17 protein-coding genes and 2 tRNA genes are annotated in these 17,092 nt (G+C 55.3%); 14 read left to right on the top strand and 5 right to left on the bottom strand.

Going from position 1 to position 17,092, the window contains the following annotated elements:
• The first annotated feature begins 107 nt into the window (after positions 1-107).
• The 9 genes from obgE (at position 108) to ACX5K5_RS09065 (ending at position 7,544) form a co-directional block, all read left to right on the top strand.
• Positions 108-1,691 carry a GTPase ObgE gene (gene obgE / locus ACX5K5_RS09105; RefSeq protein ID WP_096254658.1) on the top strand — a complete coding sequence of 528 codons (1,584 nt, stop codon included), beginning with the start codon at positions 108-110 and terminating at the stop codon, positions 1,689-1,691.
• A gap of 2 nt (positions 1,692-1,693) precedes the next feature.
• Complete coding sequence (gene proB / locus ACX5K5_RS09100) at positions 1,694-2,851, top strand: glutamate 5-kinase (protein ID WP_096254659.1); 1,158 nt, start codon at positions 1,694-1,696, stop codon at positions 2,849-2,851.
• A 10-nt stretch (positions 2,852-2,861) separates the two neighbouring features.
• Positions 2,862-4,157, top strand: coding sequence for a glutamate-5-semialdehyde dehydrogenase (locus ACX5K5_RS09095; protein WP_229677241.1), 1,296 nt, complete (start codon positions 2,862-2,864; stop codon positions 4,155-4,157).
• 121 nt (positions 4,158-4,278) lie between these two features.
• Positions 4,279-4,473, top strand: a complete 195-nt coding sequence (locus ACX5K5_RS09090) for a hypothetical protein (RefSeq protein WP_229677240.1) — start codon at positions 4,279-4,281, stop codon at positions 4,471-4,473.
• A gap of 47 nt (positions 4,474-4,520) precedes the next feature.
• The gene (gene nadD, locus ACX5K5_RS09085) at positions 4,521-5,081 is read left to right on the top strand and encodes a nicotinate-nucleotide adenylyltransferase (RefSeq protein ID WP_229677245.1); all 561 of its coding nucleotides are present in this window, start codon (positions 4,521-4,523) and stop codon (positions 5,079-5,081) included.
• Positions 5,082-5,163: 82 nt separating this feature from the next.
• On the top strand, positions 5,164-6,708 hold the full coding sequence (locus ACX5K5_RS09080; RefSeq protein WP_459174317.1) for a dihydrolipoyllysine-residue succinyltransferase component of 2-oxoglutarate dehydrogenase complex: 1,545 nt from the start codon (positions 5,164-5,166) through the stop codon (positions 6,706-6,708).
• A gap of 48 nt (positions 6,709-6,756) precedes the next feature.
• Entirely contained in the window at positions 6,757-7,125 is a 369-nt protein-coding gene (gene rsfS / locus ACX5K5_RS09075) for a ribosome silencing factor (RefSeq protein ID WP_096254664.1), read from the top strand.
• A gap of 82 nt (positions 7,126-7,207) precedes the next feature.
• Positions 7,208-7,280: transfer RNA gene (locus tag ACX5K5_RS09070), tRNA-Ala, on the top strand.
• A gap of 191 nt (positions 7,281-7,471) precedes the next feature.
• Positions 7,472-7,544 (top strand) — tRNA-Ala (locus tag ACX5K5_RS09065).
• Positions 7,545-7,688: 144 nt separating this feature from the next.
• On the opposite strand, the gene ACX5K5_RS09060 is transcribed toward ACX5K5_RS09065, so the two are convergent.
• Both ACX5K5_RS09060 and ACX5K5_RS09055 read right to left on the bottom strand, forming a co-directional pair.
• Complete coding sequence (locus ACX5K5_RS09060; protein WP_346059926.1) at positions 7,689-9,047, bottom strand: DUF4232 domain-containing protein; 1,359 nt, start codon at positions 9,045-9,047, stop codon at positions 7,689-7,691.
• A 199-nt stretch (positions 9,048-9,246) separates the two neighbouring features.
• Positions 9,247-9,546 carry a hypothetical protein gene (locus ACX5K5_RS09055; protein ID WP_096254666.1) on the bottom strand — a complete coding sequence of 100 codons (300 nt, stop codon included), beginning with the start codon at positions 9,544-9,546 and terminating at the stop codon, positions 9,247-9,249.
• 206 nt (positions 9,547-9,752) lie between these two features.
• On the opposite strand from ACX5K5_RS09055, the gene ACX5K5_RS09050 reads away from it, so the two are divergent.
• The 4 genes from ACX5K5_RS09050 to ACX5K5_RS09035 are packed head-to-tail and all read left to right on the top strand — an operon-like array spanning position 9,753 to position 12,712.
• Positions 9,753-10,847, top strand: coding sequence for a magnesium and cobalt transport protein CorA (locus tag ACX5K5_RS09050; RefSeq protein ID WP_459174316.1), 1,095 nt, complete (start codon positions 9,753-9,755; stop codon positions 10,845-10,847).
• A gap of 15 nt (positions 10,848-10,862) precedes the next feature.
• Positions 10,863-11,492 (top strand): GyrI-like domain-containing protein, encoded by a 630-nt coding sequence (locus ACX5K5_RS09045; RefSeq protein ID WP_096254668.1) that lies wholly within the window; start codon positions 10,863-10,865, stop codon positions 11,490-11,492.
• A gap of 8 nt (positions 11,493-11,500) precedes the next feature.
• Complete coding sequence (locus ACX5K5_RS09040) at positions 11,501-11,971, top strand: protein-tyrosine phosphatase family protein (RefSeq protein ID WP_096254669.1); 471 nt, start codon at positions 11,501-11,503, stop codon at positions 11,969-11,971.
• A 51-nt stretch (positions 11,972-12,022) separates the two neighbouring features.
• Positions 12,023-12,712: a DNA alkylation repair protein gene (locus ACX5K5_RS09035; RefSeq protein ID WP_096254670.1), complete on the top strand. Its 690-nt coding sequence runs from the start codon at positions 12,023-12,025 to the stop codon at positions 12,710-12,712.
• A 77-nt stretch (positions 12,713-12,789) separates the two neighbouring features.
• Here ACX5K5_RS09035 and ACX5K5_RS09030 read toward each other — a convergent pair whose 3' ends face one another.
• The 3 genes from ACX5K5_RS09030 to ACX5K5_RS09020 form a co-directional block, all read right to left on the bottom strand.
• Positions 12,790-14,178 carry an amino acid permease gene (locus ACX5K5_RS09030; RefSeq protein ID WP_096254679.1) on the bottom strand — a complete coding sequence of 463 codons (1,389 nt, stop codon included), beginning with the start codon at positions 14,176-14,178 and terminating at the stop codon, positions 12,790-12,792.
• Positions 14,175-15,242, bottom strand: a complete 1,068-nt coding sequence (gene hisC / locus ACX5K5_RS09025; RefSeq protein WP_096254680.1) for a histidinol-phosphate transaminase — start codon at positions 15,240-15,242, stop codon at positions 14,175-14,177. Before hisC ends, ACX5K5_RS09030 begins: the two co-directional genes overlap by 4 nt.
• A 195-nt stretch (positions 15,243-15,437) precedes the next feature.
• Entirely contained in the window at positions 15,438-15,947 is a 510-nt protein-coding gene (locus tag ACX5K5_RS09020) for an Lrp/AsnC family transcriptional regulator (RefSeq protein WP_170947745.1), read from the bottom strand.
• A 243-nt stretch (positions 15,948-16,190) separates the two neighbouring features.
• On the opposite strand from ACX5K5_RS09020, the gene ACX5K5_RS09015 reads away from it, so the two are divergent.
• A complete protein-coding gene (locus ACX5K5_RS09015) occupies positions 16,191-17,060 on the top strand; it encodes an SDR family NAD(P)-dependent oxidoreductase (protein ID WP_346059928.1) in 870 nt (289 codons plus the stop codon).
• Positions 17,061-17,092: the final 32 nt, after the last annotated feature.

The following is a 17,092-nucleotide window of genomic DNA, read 5'->3' as shown; positions in this document are numbered from 1 at the left end:
ATTTCAGTGCACAAGGGGTGGGCCGATTTCGGCCCGCCCCTTGTGTGCGTATAGATAGACTTTAAGCGAGCATAAGCTCGCACCCCGTTATAGGAGAAGATGGCCCCGTGGCTGCATTCGTTGATCGCGTAACTCTAGATGTCACCGCAGGTAATGGTGGCCACGGTTGTGTGTCCATCAAGCGTGAGAAGTTCAAACCGCTCGGTGGGCCAGACGGTGCAGCAGGCGGCAATGGTGGCAACGTCTTCTTGCGCGTTGACCCACAGGTCACCACCTTGCTGGACTTCCATCACCTGCCACACCGCAAGGCTGCCAATGGCGAGCCAGGTAAGGGCGATCTGCGCCCGGGCAAGCAGGGTGAGGACCTGATCCTTGGCGTCCCAGCGGGCACCGTGGTGAAAACCAAGGATGGCGACATCATTGCAGACCTAGTCAAGGTCGGTGACGAATACCGTGCTGCCGTAGGTGGCCTCGGTGGTCTGGGCAACGCGGCTATCGCCTCGGATAAGCGTAAAGCACCGGGCTTCGCCCTACTTGGCACCCCAGGTACCAGCCAAGAAGTAGTGCTGGAACTGAAGTCAGTGGCAGATATTGCCCTGGTTGGCTTCCCATCGGCCGGTAAGTCTTCGTTGATCGCCGCCGTATCGGCTGCCCGACCGAAGATTGCTGACTACCCATTCACCACCCTGGTGCCAAACCTTGGCGTCGTCATGGCAGGCGAAATTCGTTTCACCGTAGCCGATGTCCCTGGGCTGATCCCCGGTGCGTCCGAAGGCAAGGGGTTGGGTCACGAATTCCTACGCCACGTTGAACGCTGTGCCGCTATTGTGCACGTGCTTGACTGCGGTTCCCTAGAGTCGGATCGCGATCCCATTGGCGACCTGGAAACCATCGAAGCCGAATTGGCGGCCTACGAAGCCGACTCGACTTTCGCCGGAACCGACGGCAATATTATTCCTCTGACCGAGCGTCCAAAACTTGTTGCGCTCAACAAAGTGGATATGCCTGATGGTGCCGACATGGCCGAGTTTGTGCGCCCAGAGCTCGAAAAACGTGGCTACCGCGTCTTTGAAATCTCGGCTTTGGCACGTAATGGATTACGTGATTTGACCTTCGCCATGGCTGAATTGGTAGAGAAGGCACGCTCCGAGCGTGTCGAAGAATCCCCGGTTGTGGAAGTTCCGATGCTGCGTCAACGCACCGGAAAGAAGACCGAATTTGTTATTCGCCGTGAAGAGGTGAGCAACGAACCGCTCTGGCGTGTCATTGGTGAAAAGCCTGAACGCTGGATCGTGCAGACCGACTTCCGTAATGACGAAGCAGTCGGCTACCTGGCAGACCGCCTAGCGAAGCTGGGTGTTGAAAACCAATTGTTTAGGGCCGGGGCAAAGCCTGGCGACGCCGTCGTGATTGGCTCCGAAGAAAACTCGGTGGTCTTTGACTGGGAGCCAACTATGGCTGCCGGTGCAGAATTGCTCGGCTCACGCCGTGGCGAAGACATCCGTCTGGAAGACCGAAACCGTAAGACTCGTGAACAGAAGCGCGCAGAGCACGAAGATCGCCGTGCCGCGAAGGCCGAGGCACGTGCGGAGCTTGAAGCTGAACGTCGCGCTGGCATCTGGACCGAGTCTGTACATGCTAAGAATGCTGAACGCGCTGCGAAGGATCGAGCAGCAGAAAAGGAAGACTAAGTATGAATGTGCGAGCAACCAAGACATTATCTTCAATTTCCTCACTTCGAGATCTACCTCAAGCACGAAGACTAGTAGTCAAGGTGGGATCCAGCTCGCTGACAACCGTCAGCGGGGGAATCTCCCATGAGCGGCTGAAGTTCCTGGCCGACACTCTCGCACAAACCGTGCACGACGACACTCAAATCGTTTTAGTCTCCTCCGGCGCTATTGCCGCTGGACTGTCGCCGCTGGGATTGGACAAGCGTCCTAAGGACCTTGCCACCCAGCAGGCGGCAGCAGCCGTAGGCCAGGGGTTACTGCTAGCGCAGTACACCCAAGAATTTGCCAAGTATGACCTGAACGTCGGGCAGGTCTTGTTGACTGCCGATGATCTGATGCACCGCACCACGTACACCAACGCGCTGCGTTCACTGACGCGCCTGTTGAATCTGGGCGTCTTGCCGATTGTCAACGAAAATGATGCGGTAGCCACCCGAGAAATCCGTTTTGGCGACAATGATCGTTTGGCCGCCCTGGTAGCCCACCTGATCAAGGCCGATGCGTTGCTGCTGTTCTCCGATGTTGACTCGGTTTATGACGCGCACCCGAAGGACGGCGGAAGCCGCATTTCGCATGTGGGCCACCCCGACGAACTTGATACCGTCGACCTGGGCACCCCAGGGTCGGCAGGCGTGGGCACCGGTGGCATGATCACCAAGGTGGACGCAGCCACCATGAGCTCCGCCGCGGGCATCCCTACCCTGGTGACCAGCACCGACAACGCCGCCCGCGCACTTGCCGGCGAGGACGTCGGAACCTGGTTTGCGGCGCGCAACACCCGCCGTTCGGCCCGTGACGTGTGGCTTGCTCATCTGGCCTCCGCCGAAGGTCGTTTGATCTTGGACGCCGGTGCGGTACGTGCCGTCGCCGATGGAACGAACTCATTACTTGCCGCAGGCATCACCGCAACTCGTGGAGAATTTGAAGCCGGAGACGCGGTAGAAATCTGTGATGCAGACGGAAACATTATCGGACGAGGCCTAGTGAATTACTCCTCCGAAGAACTTCCCGCAATGCTAGGGCGCACCACCGGTGAGATCGCCGACTCCCTCGGTGAAGGTTACGAAAAAGCCGTCGTGCATATCGACGATCTGGCTTTGATGGACGTGGGTCAATAGAATGGCAAATATGAGTCTAGATTCAGCCGAAACCAAGACCGAATCCACCACCGACGTTGCTACGTCGGTCAACCAGCTGGCAGATCGGGCCCGCCGGGCATCGCGAACACTTGCGCGAGCAAACCGTGATTGGAAAGATAAGGCGCTCCGCGCCATCGCTGACACCATCGATGCTCACCGTCAGCAAATTATGGCTGCAAACGCCAAAGACCTAGAAAATGGTCGGGAGCGCGGCACGAGTGCTGCGATGCTTGACCGACTCAAGCTTGATGATCAGCGTATTGACGGACTGATCTCAGCCCTTGAAGAACTTATTGGCCTACCCGATCCCGTCGGACGTGTAGTGCGTGGAGAGACCCTCCCTAACGGCTTGCGAATGCGTCAGATCAACGTTCCAATGGGCGTTATTGGCACCATTTACGAGGCGCGTCCCAACGTGACCGTAGATATCGCGGGGTTGTCGCTAAAGAGTGGCAACGCGGTATTGCTCCGTGGTGGTTCCGCTGCGCTGAACTCAAATGTCGCATTGGTTAACTACATCCGCAACGCCTTGGAGTCTGTCTCCTTGCCACGAGACCTAGTGATCTCCGTGGACGAATACGGACGCGAAGGCGCCGACGCGATGATGGCAGCACGTGGCCGTATCGATGTGTTGATCCCACGTGGTGGTCGAGAATTGATCCAGCGTGTAGTGACCACGGCCAAGGTTCCAGTGATTGAAACCGGCGAAGGCAATGTGCACATTTTCATGAGCGCAAGCGCCGATGAGGAAATGGCTACCGACATCTTGCTCAACGCGAAGACTCACCGTCCCAGCGTGTGCAATACGGTAGAAACCCTGCTGATCGCTAAAGATGCTCCGGCAGCACCGGCGGTATTGAAAGCTCTCGCGCAGGCTGGCGTCACGCTGCATACCGACGCACGTGTTGCCTCCTTGGTGCCAGGGATTGAGACTATTGCTGCCGGAGAAGATGACTGGCGTAATGAGTACTTAGACCTGGATATCGCGGTCAAGCTCGTAGATACGATGGATGAGGCGCTGGAACATATCCGCGAGTACTCCACCGGGCATACCGAAGCAATCATTACTTCATCACTGGCAGAGTCCGAGAGATTCATTGCGGAGATTGAATCTGCCGCAGTGATTGTTAATGCTTCGACTCGATTCACCGACGGTGGACAGCTGGGCTTAGGCGCCGAAGTAGGTATCTCCACACAGAAGATGCACGCCCGCGGTCCTATGGGTCTGACCGAACTGACGACAACTAAATGGATCGTTCAGGGCGACGGGCATATTCGTAAATAGTTTATGTTCTGTGTTTTCGGTAGGATGTAGAAGAATCGTACCGTTACTTTTCGGACCAGTGTTTGTCGTACAGGCATGGTCTCGTTAAAACGTTTGGAGAAATAAGTTGAACGCGTTGATTATGGCTTCTGAAGCTGCATCCACCGGCATGGATCCGCACACCATGGCAATCATCATTGGTGGTGGCATCTTCCTTACGCTGATGGTGTTGTTGCTGGTCGCCGTTTCCTACACCAACGTGGGTATGCGTCACGCGGATCACGCTGAGGGTGAAGATGTTCACCGTCAGTTCAAGGTTCACGGCGACAAGCACTAGCTTTGGCTGATCCAAAAGACAAGAACCGCCCATTGCGCCTCGGCGTGATGGGCGGTACTTTTGATCCTATCCATAATGGTCACTTGGTAGCAGCCAGTGAGGTTGCTGCTGAATATGATCTGGATGAAGTGGTGTTCGTTCCTACCGGACAGCCTTGGCAGAAGTCCACACGAGATGTGTCTGCCGCCGAGCATCGTTACCTGATGACGGTTATTGCTACCGCTTCGAACCCGGGTTTCACGGTGAGCCGAGTCGACATTGACCGTGAAGGCGCAACGTATACGCACGACACCTTGCTTGATCTTCGTGCCGAACGTCCCGAAGCGGAGTTGTTCTTTATCACCGGTGCCGATGCGCTGAGTCGTATCGCCAGTTGGAAAGACATAGATCAAGTCTGGGACTTGGCGCATTTTGTCGGTGTAAGTCGTCCAGGACATGTGCTTCCGGAACTTCACCAAGAGAACGTTTCATTATTAGAAATCCCAGCATTGGCGATTTCCTCCACAGATTGTCGCGGTCGAGTAGCCCAAGGCAAGCCTGTCTGGTACTTGGTTCCGGATGGTGTGGTGCAGTACATTGCAAAATATGGGCTCTATACCGAGTCGTAACCTCACATTGCTACCTCTAACACGGCATAATCTCTAGGTAAGGGTGACGGTATTTTGTCTACGCGGTCGGGAGAAGAACAGGATGAGCGATAACACGCAGCCGGCTTCAAGCCGGCGAGCATTGCGTGAAAAGCGGCGCGCTGAAATGGAAGCCATGCTGGCCAGTAGTAAGGCCGAGCAGGAAGCCAAGAAGCTAGCCGATCAGCAGGCAACTGAAAAGAAGGATGTCAAGCCTTCGGCAGGTGCCAGCCCAGCTGACCCGAAAACTGCCGCTCCATCTGATTCAAAGCCTTCGGCGAAACCGGAAGTAAAGACACCACCGGCTAAAGCACCAGCGAAGCCTGCCTCGGTAAAAGCGCCGGTTGGTAAAATCTCATCCGGCGTGCCGGACAAGTCATCCACCGAAGCAAAGAAGCCAGCAGGTAAGCCTGCCGTTGCTCCAAAGGCCGGCGCAGCCCCCAAACAGGCCACGGAATCCAAGACGGCTCCATCAGCTCCCAAGCCAGCTGTAAAGCCGGCTGACAGCGTGGTCAAGCCTGACTCGGCTGCAAAGCCTGACGAATCGGCAGATAAACCAATGGGGGAGCGCGCCTCCCTGCGTCGTGCCCGTGATCGCGAAGCACTACGCGAACGCCGTCGCCTTGAAGAAGAAGTCGGTGCGCTGACCACAAACGTTCCCACGGTGGAACCGGCCGAAGAGCCAAAACCGTTGACCCGACGCCAGCTACGCTTGCAGTCGCTGGCGGACCAGAATCCTGGCTCGGCGAATCAGAAGCCCAATGTGGCTAAGCCGGCTTCGAAGCCGAATTCAACCGACGATTCACCGGAAACCACGGTGATGAGTGTTGAAGAGGCCTTAGCCGCTCGACGCTCCCACGATCCCAAGACTCCAGTTGATCCGAATCTTTTGAACGAAGATGATGGTGAGATTGATCTCGAAGTGCTGGCTCATCAGCGCGAAATGGCAGCTCGTGCTGCGATTATTTCACGTCGCGCTGCAGAGCGTGAGCGACTACGTATTGAGAACGCAAAGAAGGGTAAAGAGCAGCCGCTCTCCGATCCTTTTACCGGAGCCCTGGGCAATATTCGCGAAGTCGAAGACCGTATCGCAAAGACTGGCGTGCAAGGTCCTAAGACTGAAAGCGTCTCGCTGGACCTCGATTCCAGTGGAAAACTCTCTGACAAACTGAAGCATAATTCGCAGGCATCCAAGAAGCCTAGCGTCGGCAAGTTGCCCCCAAAACCGGCCCCGAAAACTGTTAAGCCGGTGGTCAAGCCAGGTTCAAAGGTTTCACCGGCTAAATCAGCACCGGCGCCAGCGAAACCACAAGCCGTACCCGCACCTAAACCTGCGACTACGCAAGCGGTCAAGCCAGCGGCAAATCCGCAAGTAAAAAACGCTGACTCAAATAGTCAATCGACTGCTCAAGCTTCGGCGCCGCAAGCGAATGTGGAAATGCCACGTATCGAGGCGGTTAATGCTCAAGGGCTGCAGCCACTGGATGCTCAAACTCACGGCGTTCGGCGTGCAAACAACATGCTGATTGCTATGATCGCTGCACTCAGCGTGGGCGGTGCCGCACTCATTGCGGGTATTGTCATGTTGATCAGTTCGCTGTCTTCGTAGGACAATTAAGTTCTCGATCTATACCTCTATAAGGAGACACCCCACTTCATGGGAGCACACGCAGACTCTATCGCCCTCGTTCAGGTGGCCGCTCAGGCCGCATCTGACAAGTTGGCAGAAGACATTGTGGCACTTGATGTCGCCGAACGAATGGGCGTAACTGACGCGTTCCTGATCGTCTCCGGTGGCTCTGAGCCACAGGTCAACGCAATCGCTGACGAGGTTCAGGCAATGGTCCTCGGAAAGTTTGACCTTCGTCCCGTTCGCCGCGAAGGATTCGGCTTGGGCCGTTGGGTTCTTCTGGACTACGGTGACGTGGTCGTCCACATCCAGCACCAAGAAGACCGTGTCTTCTACGCTCTGGACCGACTGTGGTCTGACTGCCCGATCATCGAAATCACTGCAGAAGCCAAGTAGTCATAAGCAAAAATAGGATTTGCTTCCTAGATTAGCGCTCACTTATGATTAGTGAGTTGCCTGATCAGGAAGCAATCCTTTTGGGGGTATGGCGCAGTTGGTAGCGCGTCTGCATGGCATGCAGAAGGTCAGGGGTTCGAATCCCCTTATCTCCACAAATTAAATTCACGAATCCCATCTCGTTACGTGCGAGGTGGGATTTTTGTGTTCCACCGGGTATGAGATTTGTGTTTCGGGAATTTCAGAGGAATGAGCGGTCTGGCATAGGGCACACAGTCTGCCTGTGTCATCGGTGGGGATGAATCATCCGGAATGAAATTTTCAGGAGTAAGGTCAAAGGTATCGCGGGGCTATAGCTCAGTTGGTAGAGCGCTTCGTTCGCAACGAAGAGGGCAGGGGTCCGATTCCCCTTAGCTCCACTGCCTGTAATGAGTCGCAAGTTTTTTGAATATGTTCAGATACATTGCCATTAATCTGTTGTGGAACCGGTTTATGGCCTCCCAAGCGCGGTCTTCATACCTAGCTGAACTAGCAAGCGTAACCTTGAAACGAGTCGGACAAGACTAGTTTGGCTTGCTCCATCCTTCTAAGGCTTGCACCCACGGACTAACGCGAATCTTCGCACCGTCGAGAATATCTAACGAGGTGTCTGTACCTTCAATTTGTGGTGTGAGCTTAGTCGGTTCCAGACCTGGCAGTAAAGCGATTTCCAGACTGGTAGTTTCATCGGGATCCTGGGACGTCGACATGGCACCCCATTTCATTGTGGTCATCGCCGTTTCTCCTACGGGGATAACCACTGATTCTGGTGAGATTCCTGGGTCTGCTGTCACGGTAACATCCGTCTGGGGGTGACCCTCTTCGTTGAAAAACTCCAGATTCGCTACGCCTTGGACCGCACAAGGTGTGTCCGAAATGTTCGTGGCATACACCGATAGGTATCGGGAGCCAACAGCCGCGTCAGGGGCGCTGAGTTCGAACTTCACATCGTCAGTCGTACAGTAATTAGCGTTTGGATCTTGCTTCCACGCAGTGGTTCCCTCGGGTAATGGTGCAGGCACAGGGATTAACGAATCCGGGAGTGCTTTGCCAATCCACCCCTCAAGGATTTCTGCGTAGCCAGGGGAGGAAACGGAATATCTTAATGGATCATTGTGTGGAGGCGTGCGCTGCTCCAGCCACTGTTGAATGGCGCTAGTTTCCACGGTGCTATCGGCAGTGATGCTGTGAACGGAAAGCCTCTGACTGCCGTAAAGGGCTGTTTCTACGTTGGGCAAAGCTCCGGCATCGATGACTAATGCCAGTTTTTCCATATCGATCTTCGGATCGGGGGTATAGCGCACTTTTTGGTCCTCGGTTTCTAGACTGACGTCGAAACCGTGTTCCTTGGCGAAACTGGCTACCTCTTGCAAGTCGTGTGGATTGGCAACGACCACGGACGAGTTGGTGACGCGCAAAGCACCGGCATTTCTGAGCATGAAAGCTTGGTGCAGTTCGCTTTGAAGGTCCTCAAAGGGGGAAATATTCAGTGCATAATATTCCCCGGTTGTCGCTTCGGTTTTGACGACCTGTGGCTGTCCGAGCACGTACTGAGAGTAATTTTGTAGCTCTACGGCGGGAACTACCGTTGTCTGGAGGATCTCTTCTGCGCGTACCGCAGATTCAATTGCTGCACTATCTTGTTGATTCTCTGACAGATTCACAGTCCATGTGGCGGAGGAGCTACCCCCATCCTTGCGGTCAATGGCCATAGTCGCGTAGTCAACTTGTACCGAGGCTATGCCGTCTAGGTCCTGAATCTTTTCGAAATTTTCGCATATCGGTTTAGGTGCATCACAAGGATCCCAAGGATTCCAGATGACAAGCCCCACGGCGACAATAAAGAGCGCCGCGACCAGAGCGAGTATTCGAGACTTCTTCACTTGGTTACCGTATCAAAGGTTCACAGTCAGACGGTCGTTGGAATACCACGGCGGACGCCCGATGGCAGCAGCATCGGCATGAAAATGATATTTGTATGCCGACCGGCCTTCCCATGGGTGTTTATGGTGCTGAAGCGCAATGTGGCACGCTCCTGAATCAGGAACGGGGTGCATCGAGTTGGGGAGTTTGAACAGCGAGTTATGCCGAAGCTACGAGCTCATCGGTACGTGAGGCACGTCGAGTCGCAACACATACCGATGAGCAGTGCCAAGACATCCAGAGCCAACGGAATAATGAAGACAAAGTAGTTGTCTGCAGGAATCCATCCCGCATCAACTCTGCAGCTGTCACGATAGGGCTAATCACGCCACCGGCACGTCCGATGCCGCCGATCATCCCGGCAGCTGCGGCGCGAACGTTAGCGTCGTAGCGAGTCCGAGCCAGCGAGAACATTTCTGCGATCGCGCCGTTAGCAGAGATACCCAAGAAGGCTGCCACAACAAGTGCATCAGTGATGCCATCGGTGAAATATCCGAAGGCGAAAAATGACTACTAACAGTCGAAAAGACGCGTGTAGCGACGTCAATTGACCCATTAGCGCTATAGGTTAGAGGGATAAGATACGTTGAAGCCCGTTTGGTTCACTGGCATGCCGCGGAATTCGCCTACGCCCAAGTTTCGTTGGATTTTGGACAGGAGCCCAGATGAGGGAACCAACCCGCAAAGTATTACACCGTACTAATCGAGCCAAAGATGCTCTGAAGTATGAACATGCGCCTTTTATGGTGAGATTCGTTGAAAACGGTTCGGTGCGAGCGGCGCCAGCTGCTACTTCCGCTACCAATGCACTGGAATATGCGGATAGTGCCACAGGACGCGTGTCACTGAGCCTATACCCGACGCCAGATGAACAAGATATTCACGACCTCACTGAAGCCTGGGAATTGCACCCGGTCCTGGTGGATGACTTGATGCATGCGCGGCAAAGGCCAAAACTAGAACGCTATGGCAACGTGCTGCTCTTGGTGGTTCGTTCGGCACGATACTTAGACGATCTTGAAGAAGTCGAGCTTTCGGAATTTCACATCCTTCTTCGACCTGGTTCCATCGCGGTGCTTTGCCAAGACCATCGCTGGATTGATGGCACACCTGGACTAGAGCTTGAAACCTCGGTGGCAGACGAATTTGTGGCCCGGGACCGAACATTATTAGCAGATAACAAACTATTGAGCATGGGTGCCGAAGCGGTGCTCTACAGGCTGCTAGATGAGATTGTCGATGGCTACGTGCCCGTCTTACAGGGCTTGGGGATAGATAAAGAACAGATCGAACGTCAGGTATTTAGCGGCGATGCAGCGGTCACCGAACGTATCTACCGGTTGAGCCAAGAAATTATCGATATGCAGCACGCGACGGCCTCTTTGCTTGAGGTAGTTCGTTCGCTATCGGATGGCTTCAATAAATACGACGTTCCCAATGAGTTGCAAACCTATCTCCAAGACGTCACCGATCACCTGACTCGGGCACATGTGCAGACCGTGGAATACCGTGATGCGCTCTCGCAAATCCTGAATGTGAATTCAACGCTGGTGGCGCAACGTCAAAACGAGGATATGAAAAAGATTTCCGGGTGGGCTGCGATCTTGTTCGCGCCGACCCTGATTGCAGCGATCTATGGAATGAACTTTGACGTGATGCCCGAATTGCACTGGGCTTTGGGTTATCCTGCGGCAGTAATCTTGATGATTGGGTTCGCAGCGATCCTCTATATTGTCTTCCGACGCCGTGGATGGTTCTAAGACGGGGCGCAACCGATGGCTGAGAAAGTCGACCTGAAGAAAAGTTTGCTCGGGTATCAAGCGAAACACGAAGAATTCGCACTACTTGAGCTACCCGAACGCAGCTACCTGATGATTGAAGGGTACGGGGATCCGAACACTTCGCCGGCCTATGCTCAAGCGCTGCAGGCGCTGTATCCGGTGGCCTACAAGCTGAAGTTCTTCAGTAAACGTGAACTTGGCCGGGACTACGTAGTGATGCCTTTAGAAGGGCTCTGGTGGGCGAAGGATGTGACCTCCTTTACCGAGCGCAGGGACAAGTCTTTGTGGCACTGGACCATGATGATCATGATGCCTGACTGGATAGAGCGGAGTATGTTCGAGAGCATCAAAGAAGACTTAGGTCGGAAAGATCCGCCGATAGATCTCGCTAAGGTGCGATTCGAAATTTTCGCCGAAGGGTTATGCGTACAAACCCTACATGTCGGTCCCTATGACGATGAGGCCCAGACGTTACGCCGTATGCACCAGGAATTCATTCCAGAGCGCGGGCTGGAACTAACCGGAAGGCATCACGAGATCTACCTGAATGATCCGCGACGTGTTGCACCGGAAAATCTCAGGACAATTCTTCGTCAGCCGGTGCGCAGTACCAGCGGTAACTAGAAGACCTGATGTGTAAGGAACCAGAAAGTTGGGAACCACAGGAGTATTTGGTGCGTTTCCCGGACGGACGTCAGGTTCGCGGCAGCAGCTTGAAACGAAGTGAATCGTTGGTGCCTCCAGATTTTGGGGTATACCTTCTGGGGCGGGACCCGAAGTGTACCGACCGTGAATACCTGTGGGTCAAATGGCGTGACTTTTCCGCGCCAGCAGTCACCGAAGACGCCGTGGCATCGCTGCGCGAGGCCTACCGTCGGGCCGCGTATCAACGCGTCGAGGTGGGTTGCCGTGGGGGAGTTGGCAGGACAGGAACCGCGCTGGCTGTAATGGCTGTGCTCGGCGGTGTGGAGCCAGACGCCGCCGTTTTGTGGGTCAGAACCAACTATCATCCCAAAGCTGTCGAAACTGCGGGGCAACGACGATGGTTGAGCGAATTGCTCCCCCAACTAGGTGGACCAGAGAACCGGAGATCCTCAAAGTAACGGCTCCGGTGCTTTAGAGACGAAAAAACATTGATGAGGGAAGATAGTTGCATGAGCACCGAGATTGAACTGAATTCTTCGAGCAACGTTGCCGACGTCCAACAGGCGCTGGAAGCCCTGGAAGATCCGCGCATACGGGCAGTCAACGAAAAACATGGCGACGATTACGGAGTTAATCTTGGCAAACTGCGTGCCTTGGCCAAGGCCCTGAAAAGTAATCACGAACTGGCATCCGGACTGTGGCAGACCGGGCAAACCGCATGCCAGTTGGTAGCCATCCTTATCTGTAAACCACGGACTTTCACAATTGATGGCCTTGAGCAATGGGTGAGGGAGTCTAGAACGCCTAAGGTTCAGGGATGGTTCTTGAATTACGTGGTGAAGAAAAGCAAGCACCTCGAAGAGCTTCGTCGCAGACTCGTACAGGACCCAGACTCGGTGGTTGCTAGTGCAGGATGGGAGCTGACCGCACACCAAGTGGTCAAAGCTCCAGAAAACCTGGACCTGGTTCAACTGCTTGACGTTGTCGAAGCCCAAATGCTGAAAGCCCCGGAGCGTCTGCAATGGGCTATGAACAATACTCTGGCGCAAATTGGTATCGAAAACGAAGAGCTGCGCCCACGAGCGTTGAGCATCGGAGAGTCCTTGCAGGTCTTAGCGGACTATCCAACCCCGCCCGGATGCACTTCTCCCTTTGCGCCGATTTGGATCAACGAAATGGTCAAACGCCGTTCGGCCTGATCAACGCATGCAAAACCCGGGAAGCCGGCGGAACCCTAAGGTTCCGCCGGCTTCCCGGTTAAAAATTGAGCGGGGTTTTACCGCTGATGCGAGTCAGCACCCAGCTTCAAAGCCTTCGAGCCCAGCCACAGTGCAGCGGTCAGGCCAAGGGTGAGCAGCAGCTGAGTGCGTGCCACCGCGTCGGTCATCGCGATACCCACAATGACCAACATCATGGCAATGGTGAGCAAGGACAGGTATGGGAAGCCCCAGAGTTTCAGCGGCAGGTCGGTACCTTCGCGTTCGGCCCGTCGGCGCAGGATGTACTGCGTGAGGGCAATAAAGCACCAGATCACGATGATCGTTGAACCGACGACATTGAGCAGAATCGGCATGACCGCATCGGGCCAGATCCAGTTCAAGCCAACGGCGATGAAGGAGAAGGCGACCGAGCTGAGCACGGCCTTAGCCGGAACACCCTTCCCGGTGACGTGGGTGACCGAACGCGGAGCCATCTTGCGCGTACCGAGCGAATACAGCATGCGTGAGGCACCATAAATGTTTGCGTTCATCGCGGAGAGCAAAGCGATGACCACCACGGCACTCATCACCAGTTCCACACCAGGCACGTTGAGCACTCCCAATACTGCGGAGAACGGGCCGTCGATGATGGCCGGGTTATTCCATGGCAATACCGCGACGATCACGATGACCGAGCCTAGGTAGAAGAACATGATTCGCATCATCACGGACTTGATGGTGCGTTTGATGTTGCCCTGCGGGTCATCTGATTCGGCGGCGGCAATGGAAACCACTTCGGTACCGCCGAAGGAGAAGATCACGATCAGCAATGCGGCTGCGATACCGGTCAGGCCGGCCGGAGCAAATCCGCCGTGGGCCGCGAGGTTCGCCAGGCCTACGGGTGCATCGGTAGGGATAATTCCGACCAAGACCAGCGCGCCCACTGCCAAGAAGACGATGATTGCGGCGACCTTGATGAAGGCAAACCAGAATTCGAATTTTCCGTAGTTGCCGACGCCCAACAAGTTTGCGCCGGTAAAGAGCACCACAAAGCCCAATACCCAGGCCCATTGCGGGAAGCTGGGGAACCACGCGGCGACGATCGCTGCAGCACCTGTGGCTTCGGCGGCAATGACGACGACCAGTTGGATCCAATACAGCCAACCAACGGTACTTCCGGCGCTGCTACCCATCGCCTTGTGCGCGAAGGTGCTGAACGCACCCGAGGACGGATCTGCGGCGACCATCTCGGCGAGCATCGACATGATCACGATGACCACTGTGCCGGCGATCAGGTAGGAGAGCAGCACCGCTGGGCCGGCAATGGAGATTGCTTGGCCCGAACCTACGAAGAGGCCGGCACCGATAGCACCGCCAAGACCCATCATGGAGATCTGGCGCTGCGTCAGTCCCGCATGAAGCTTCGGAGAGTCCTCGCTTTGCCGGGAATTGGTTTGCGTACTCATAGGCTTTTTACCTGTACCTTGTTGTTCACTGCGGCCAAGACGCGGTCAACGTCTTGGGCACTACCGGAAGATATGCGCAGGCCCTCGCCTGGGAAGGCTCGCACCACCACGTTTCCTTCGTTTAATACCGATTCCAGCTCCGCGGTGTGATCGCCGGCGGCTACCCACACAAAGTTGGCTTGCGAGGGTACTGCCGGATAACCGGCGGCCAATAGTCCTTCGAGCATGCGCTCACGTTGGGCGACTACTTCGTCGATACGAACGTTGAGTTCTGCTGTGGCAGCGAGCGAGGCGAGTGCCGCACGCTGAGCGAGGTCGGTGACGCCGAAGGGCACGGCCACCTTGCGCAGGTTCTGCGCGACCTGTGTCGGGCTGACCGCGTAGCCAATACGCAATCCTGCCAGGCCATAAGCTTTGGAGAAGGTATGCAATACCGCAACGTGCGGGTATTTGCGCAAGAGCTTTAGTCCGTCGACACGGATGTCCGACCGGTCAAAGTGCACGTACGCTTCGTCGATGACTACGAGGATGTTTTCGGGAACTGCCGCCACGAACTTTTCCAACGCGTCTGCGGCAACGACGGTTCCGGTGGGGTTGTTGGGATTGCAGATGAAGATCAGGCGGGTGCGCTCGGTAATTGCCGCGAGCATTGCAGGCAGATCGTGTTTGAACTCTGCATCCAAAGGGATCTCTACGGGCACTGCACCGGCGATACGAACCAAGGATGGGTACGCTTCGAATGAGCGCCACGCGAACATGACCTCGTCGCCTTCGCCTGCCACTGCATGAATGAGCTGGGAAGCTACTTCCACCGAACCGGCGCCCAAAGAAATCTGCTCCGGATCCAGCCCATATTCTTTTGCCAACGCCCCGATCAGTTCGGGTGCGGCCATATTCGGGTATCGATGAATATTTTCTAAACCCTTAGCGATGCTTTGAACTACCGAAGGCAACGGTGCGTGCGGTGATTCATTGGATGAGAGCTTCGAAGCACCCGGTGCGGCAGATTTTCCCTGGCGGTAAGCCGGTACTGCGGCAAGGGAGGGGCGTTGATTGATGTTCATGGATTCCTCTCTAAAAGTCATGAATCGCCGTGGGCATTGCGGTGGTGTGCGGTCTGCCGAAATTTTGATACCCAGGACACAAACCTAGGTGAAGCGAATCACAAGAAGCGACTGTAGGTGAGAGCGATCACGTGATGCAATCGATCAGCAAAAGGCTGTGCACGCTGTATACCGTTTGGACTTCGATGGTCTTCTTTACTGATCGATCTGCATAGTCTTTTCATCCAGTGGCGAATTTTTTGCATAGGCTTTAACCAATGGCAGGGTGCGGCCCTGAAAATGCTCTCGTAGCGCCAGTGAGGAGGAAGTGCGAGCCACCCCTGGTACCTGATTGATGCGGTCGAAGATTGCTTGCAGGTCGCCGGCGTTCCTGGCGACAACACGTAACTGAAGGTCGGAATTGCCGGTAACCGTATACATGTCGACAATCTCCGGGATCGACTCGGCTAATGCCGAGGCCACCGGTTCATGGCCGAACTTTTGAATGATCTCCACCGAACAAAAAGCGACCAGCTGATAATCAAATCCGGCTGGCTGTACCTGCGGGATGATTGCCTTGATCACGCCGCCGTCGTGTAGGCGTGCCAAGCGGCTGGTTATTGTGCCACGCGCTACGCCAAGGCGCCGGGCGCATTCCATGACGGGGAGCATGGGGGACTCGGTGAGGAGTTCAATTAGATCAGCGTCAAGACGGTCGATATGCACTGCGTAGGTCCTCTGCTGGAGGTAAACATCGGAAGCGGTGGTGAGGCGGCGCAGAAATAGTGGGGCATCCTGCTCCGCTCTTCAAGGGTAGCGCGAAGAACTATGTGTGAAGATCCTTCAAATGTTGGTGTGAGTCGCAGATTGGGGGATCGACGCGACCGCGCGGAGCGCAATGTAACGCGCCTCACGTTATAGGGTAAGTTCCACTTGGCCATTAGCTACATAACCATGAGGGGAATATTGATGAGTGAGAGTACACGCTTGGAATCGGTGGCGGATCTGACAGTGTTGGTTACCGGAGCAGCCCAAGGAATGGGTGCAATATTTGCCCGTAGCGCTTGCCTTGAAGGTGCGAGGCGAGTGATTCTCTGGGATATCTCCAGTCAGCAGCTCCTCTCCCGCGCCGAAGAGCTCAAAGAATTAAATCCGGCCTGCAAGGTTGAAACTCAGGTCGTGGATCTACGTAATCAATCGGCTATCACCGCCGCCGCTGACCAGGTGCTGGCCGGTGGGAACGTAGATGTGCTGGTGAACAACGCCGGAGTTGTTGCCGGCGCAACGTTTAAAGAGCACCGCACGGCGCAAATCGCGGACACCATGGCGGTAAATTCTCTGGCACCGATGTTTTTGACTCATGCGCTACTTTCGCAGATGGGGGTTCATGGACGACCTGCAAGAATCCTCACGATTGCTTCGGCTGCCGCCCTGGTCTCAAACCCAAATATGAGTGTTTATGCCGCGTCCAAAGCCGCGGTCATGAGTTGGAGCGACTCATTACGTCTGGAACTGGAACGAGAAACCGACAGGGACATTAAGGTCACCACCTTTTGCCCAACCTACGTGTCCACCGGGATGTTCGCCGGGGCGAAAAACATGCTGCTGACCCCAATCATGGATCCGGACTATGTGACCTCGAAGGCGTGGGTGGCCATGCTGCGCGGAACGCCATTGGTGTTGTTGCCCTGGACCAGCAAGCTCGGACAGGCCATGCGCGGCGTACTGCCCCGCGCGGCCTGGGATCTGATGGCGGACAAGGTTTTCAGAATCTATGGCTCGATGAACGAATTCACCGGGCATACCAAAGAATCTGCAGTTGACGAAACCGTGTCCTAAGCCAATCCGCGGTTAGCGCACATTCACCGCTG

This window comes from Glutamicibacter bergerei (assembly GCF_054495185.1).
Note: the sequence above shows the minus strand (reverse complement) of the source record. Positions and strands in the feature narration are given on the sequence as shown.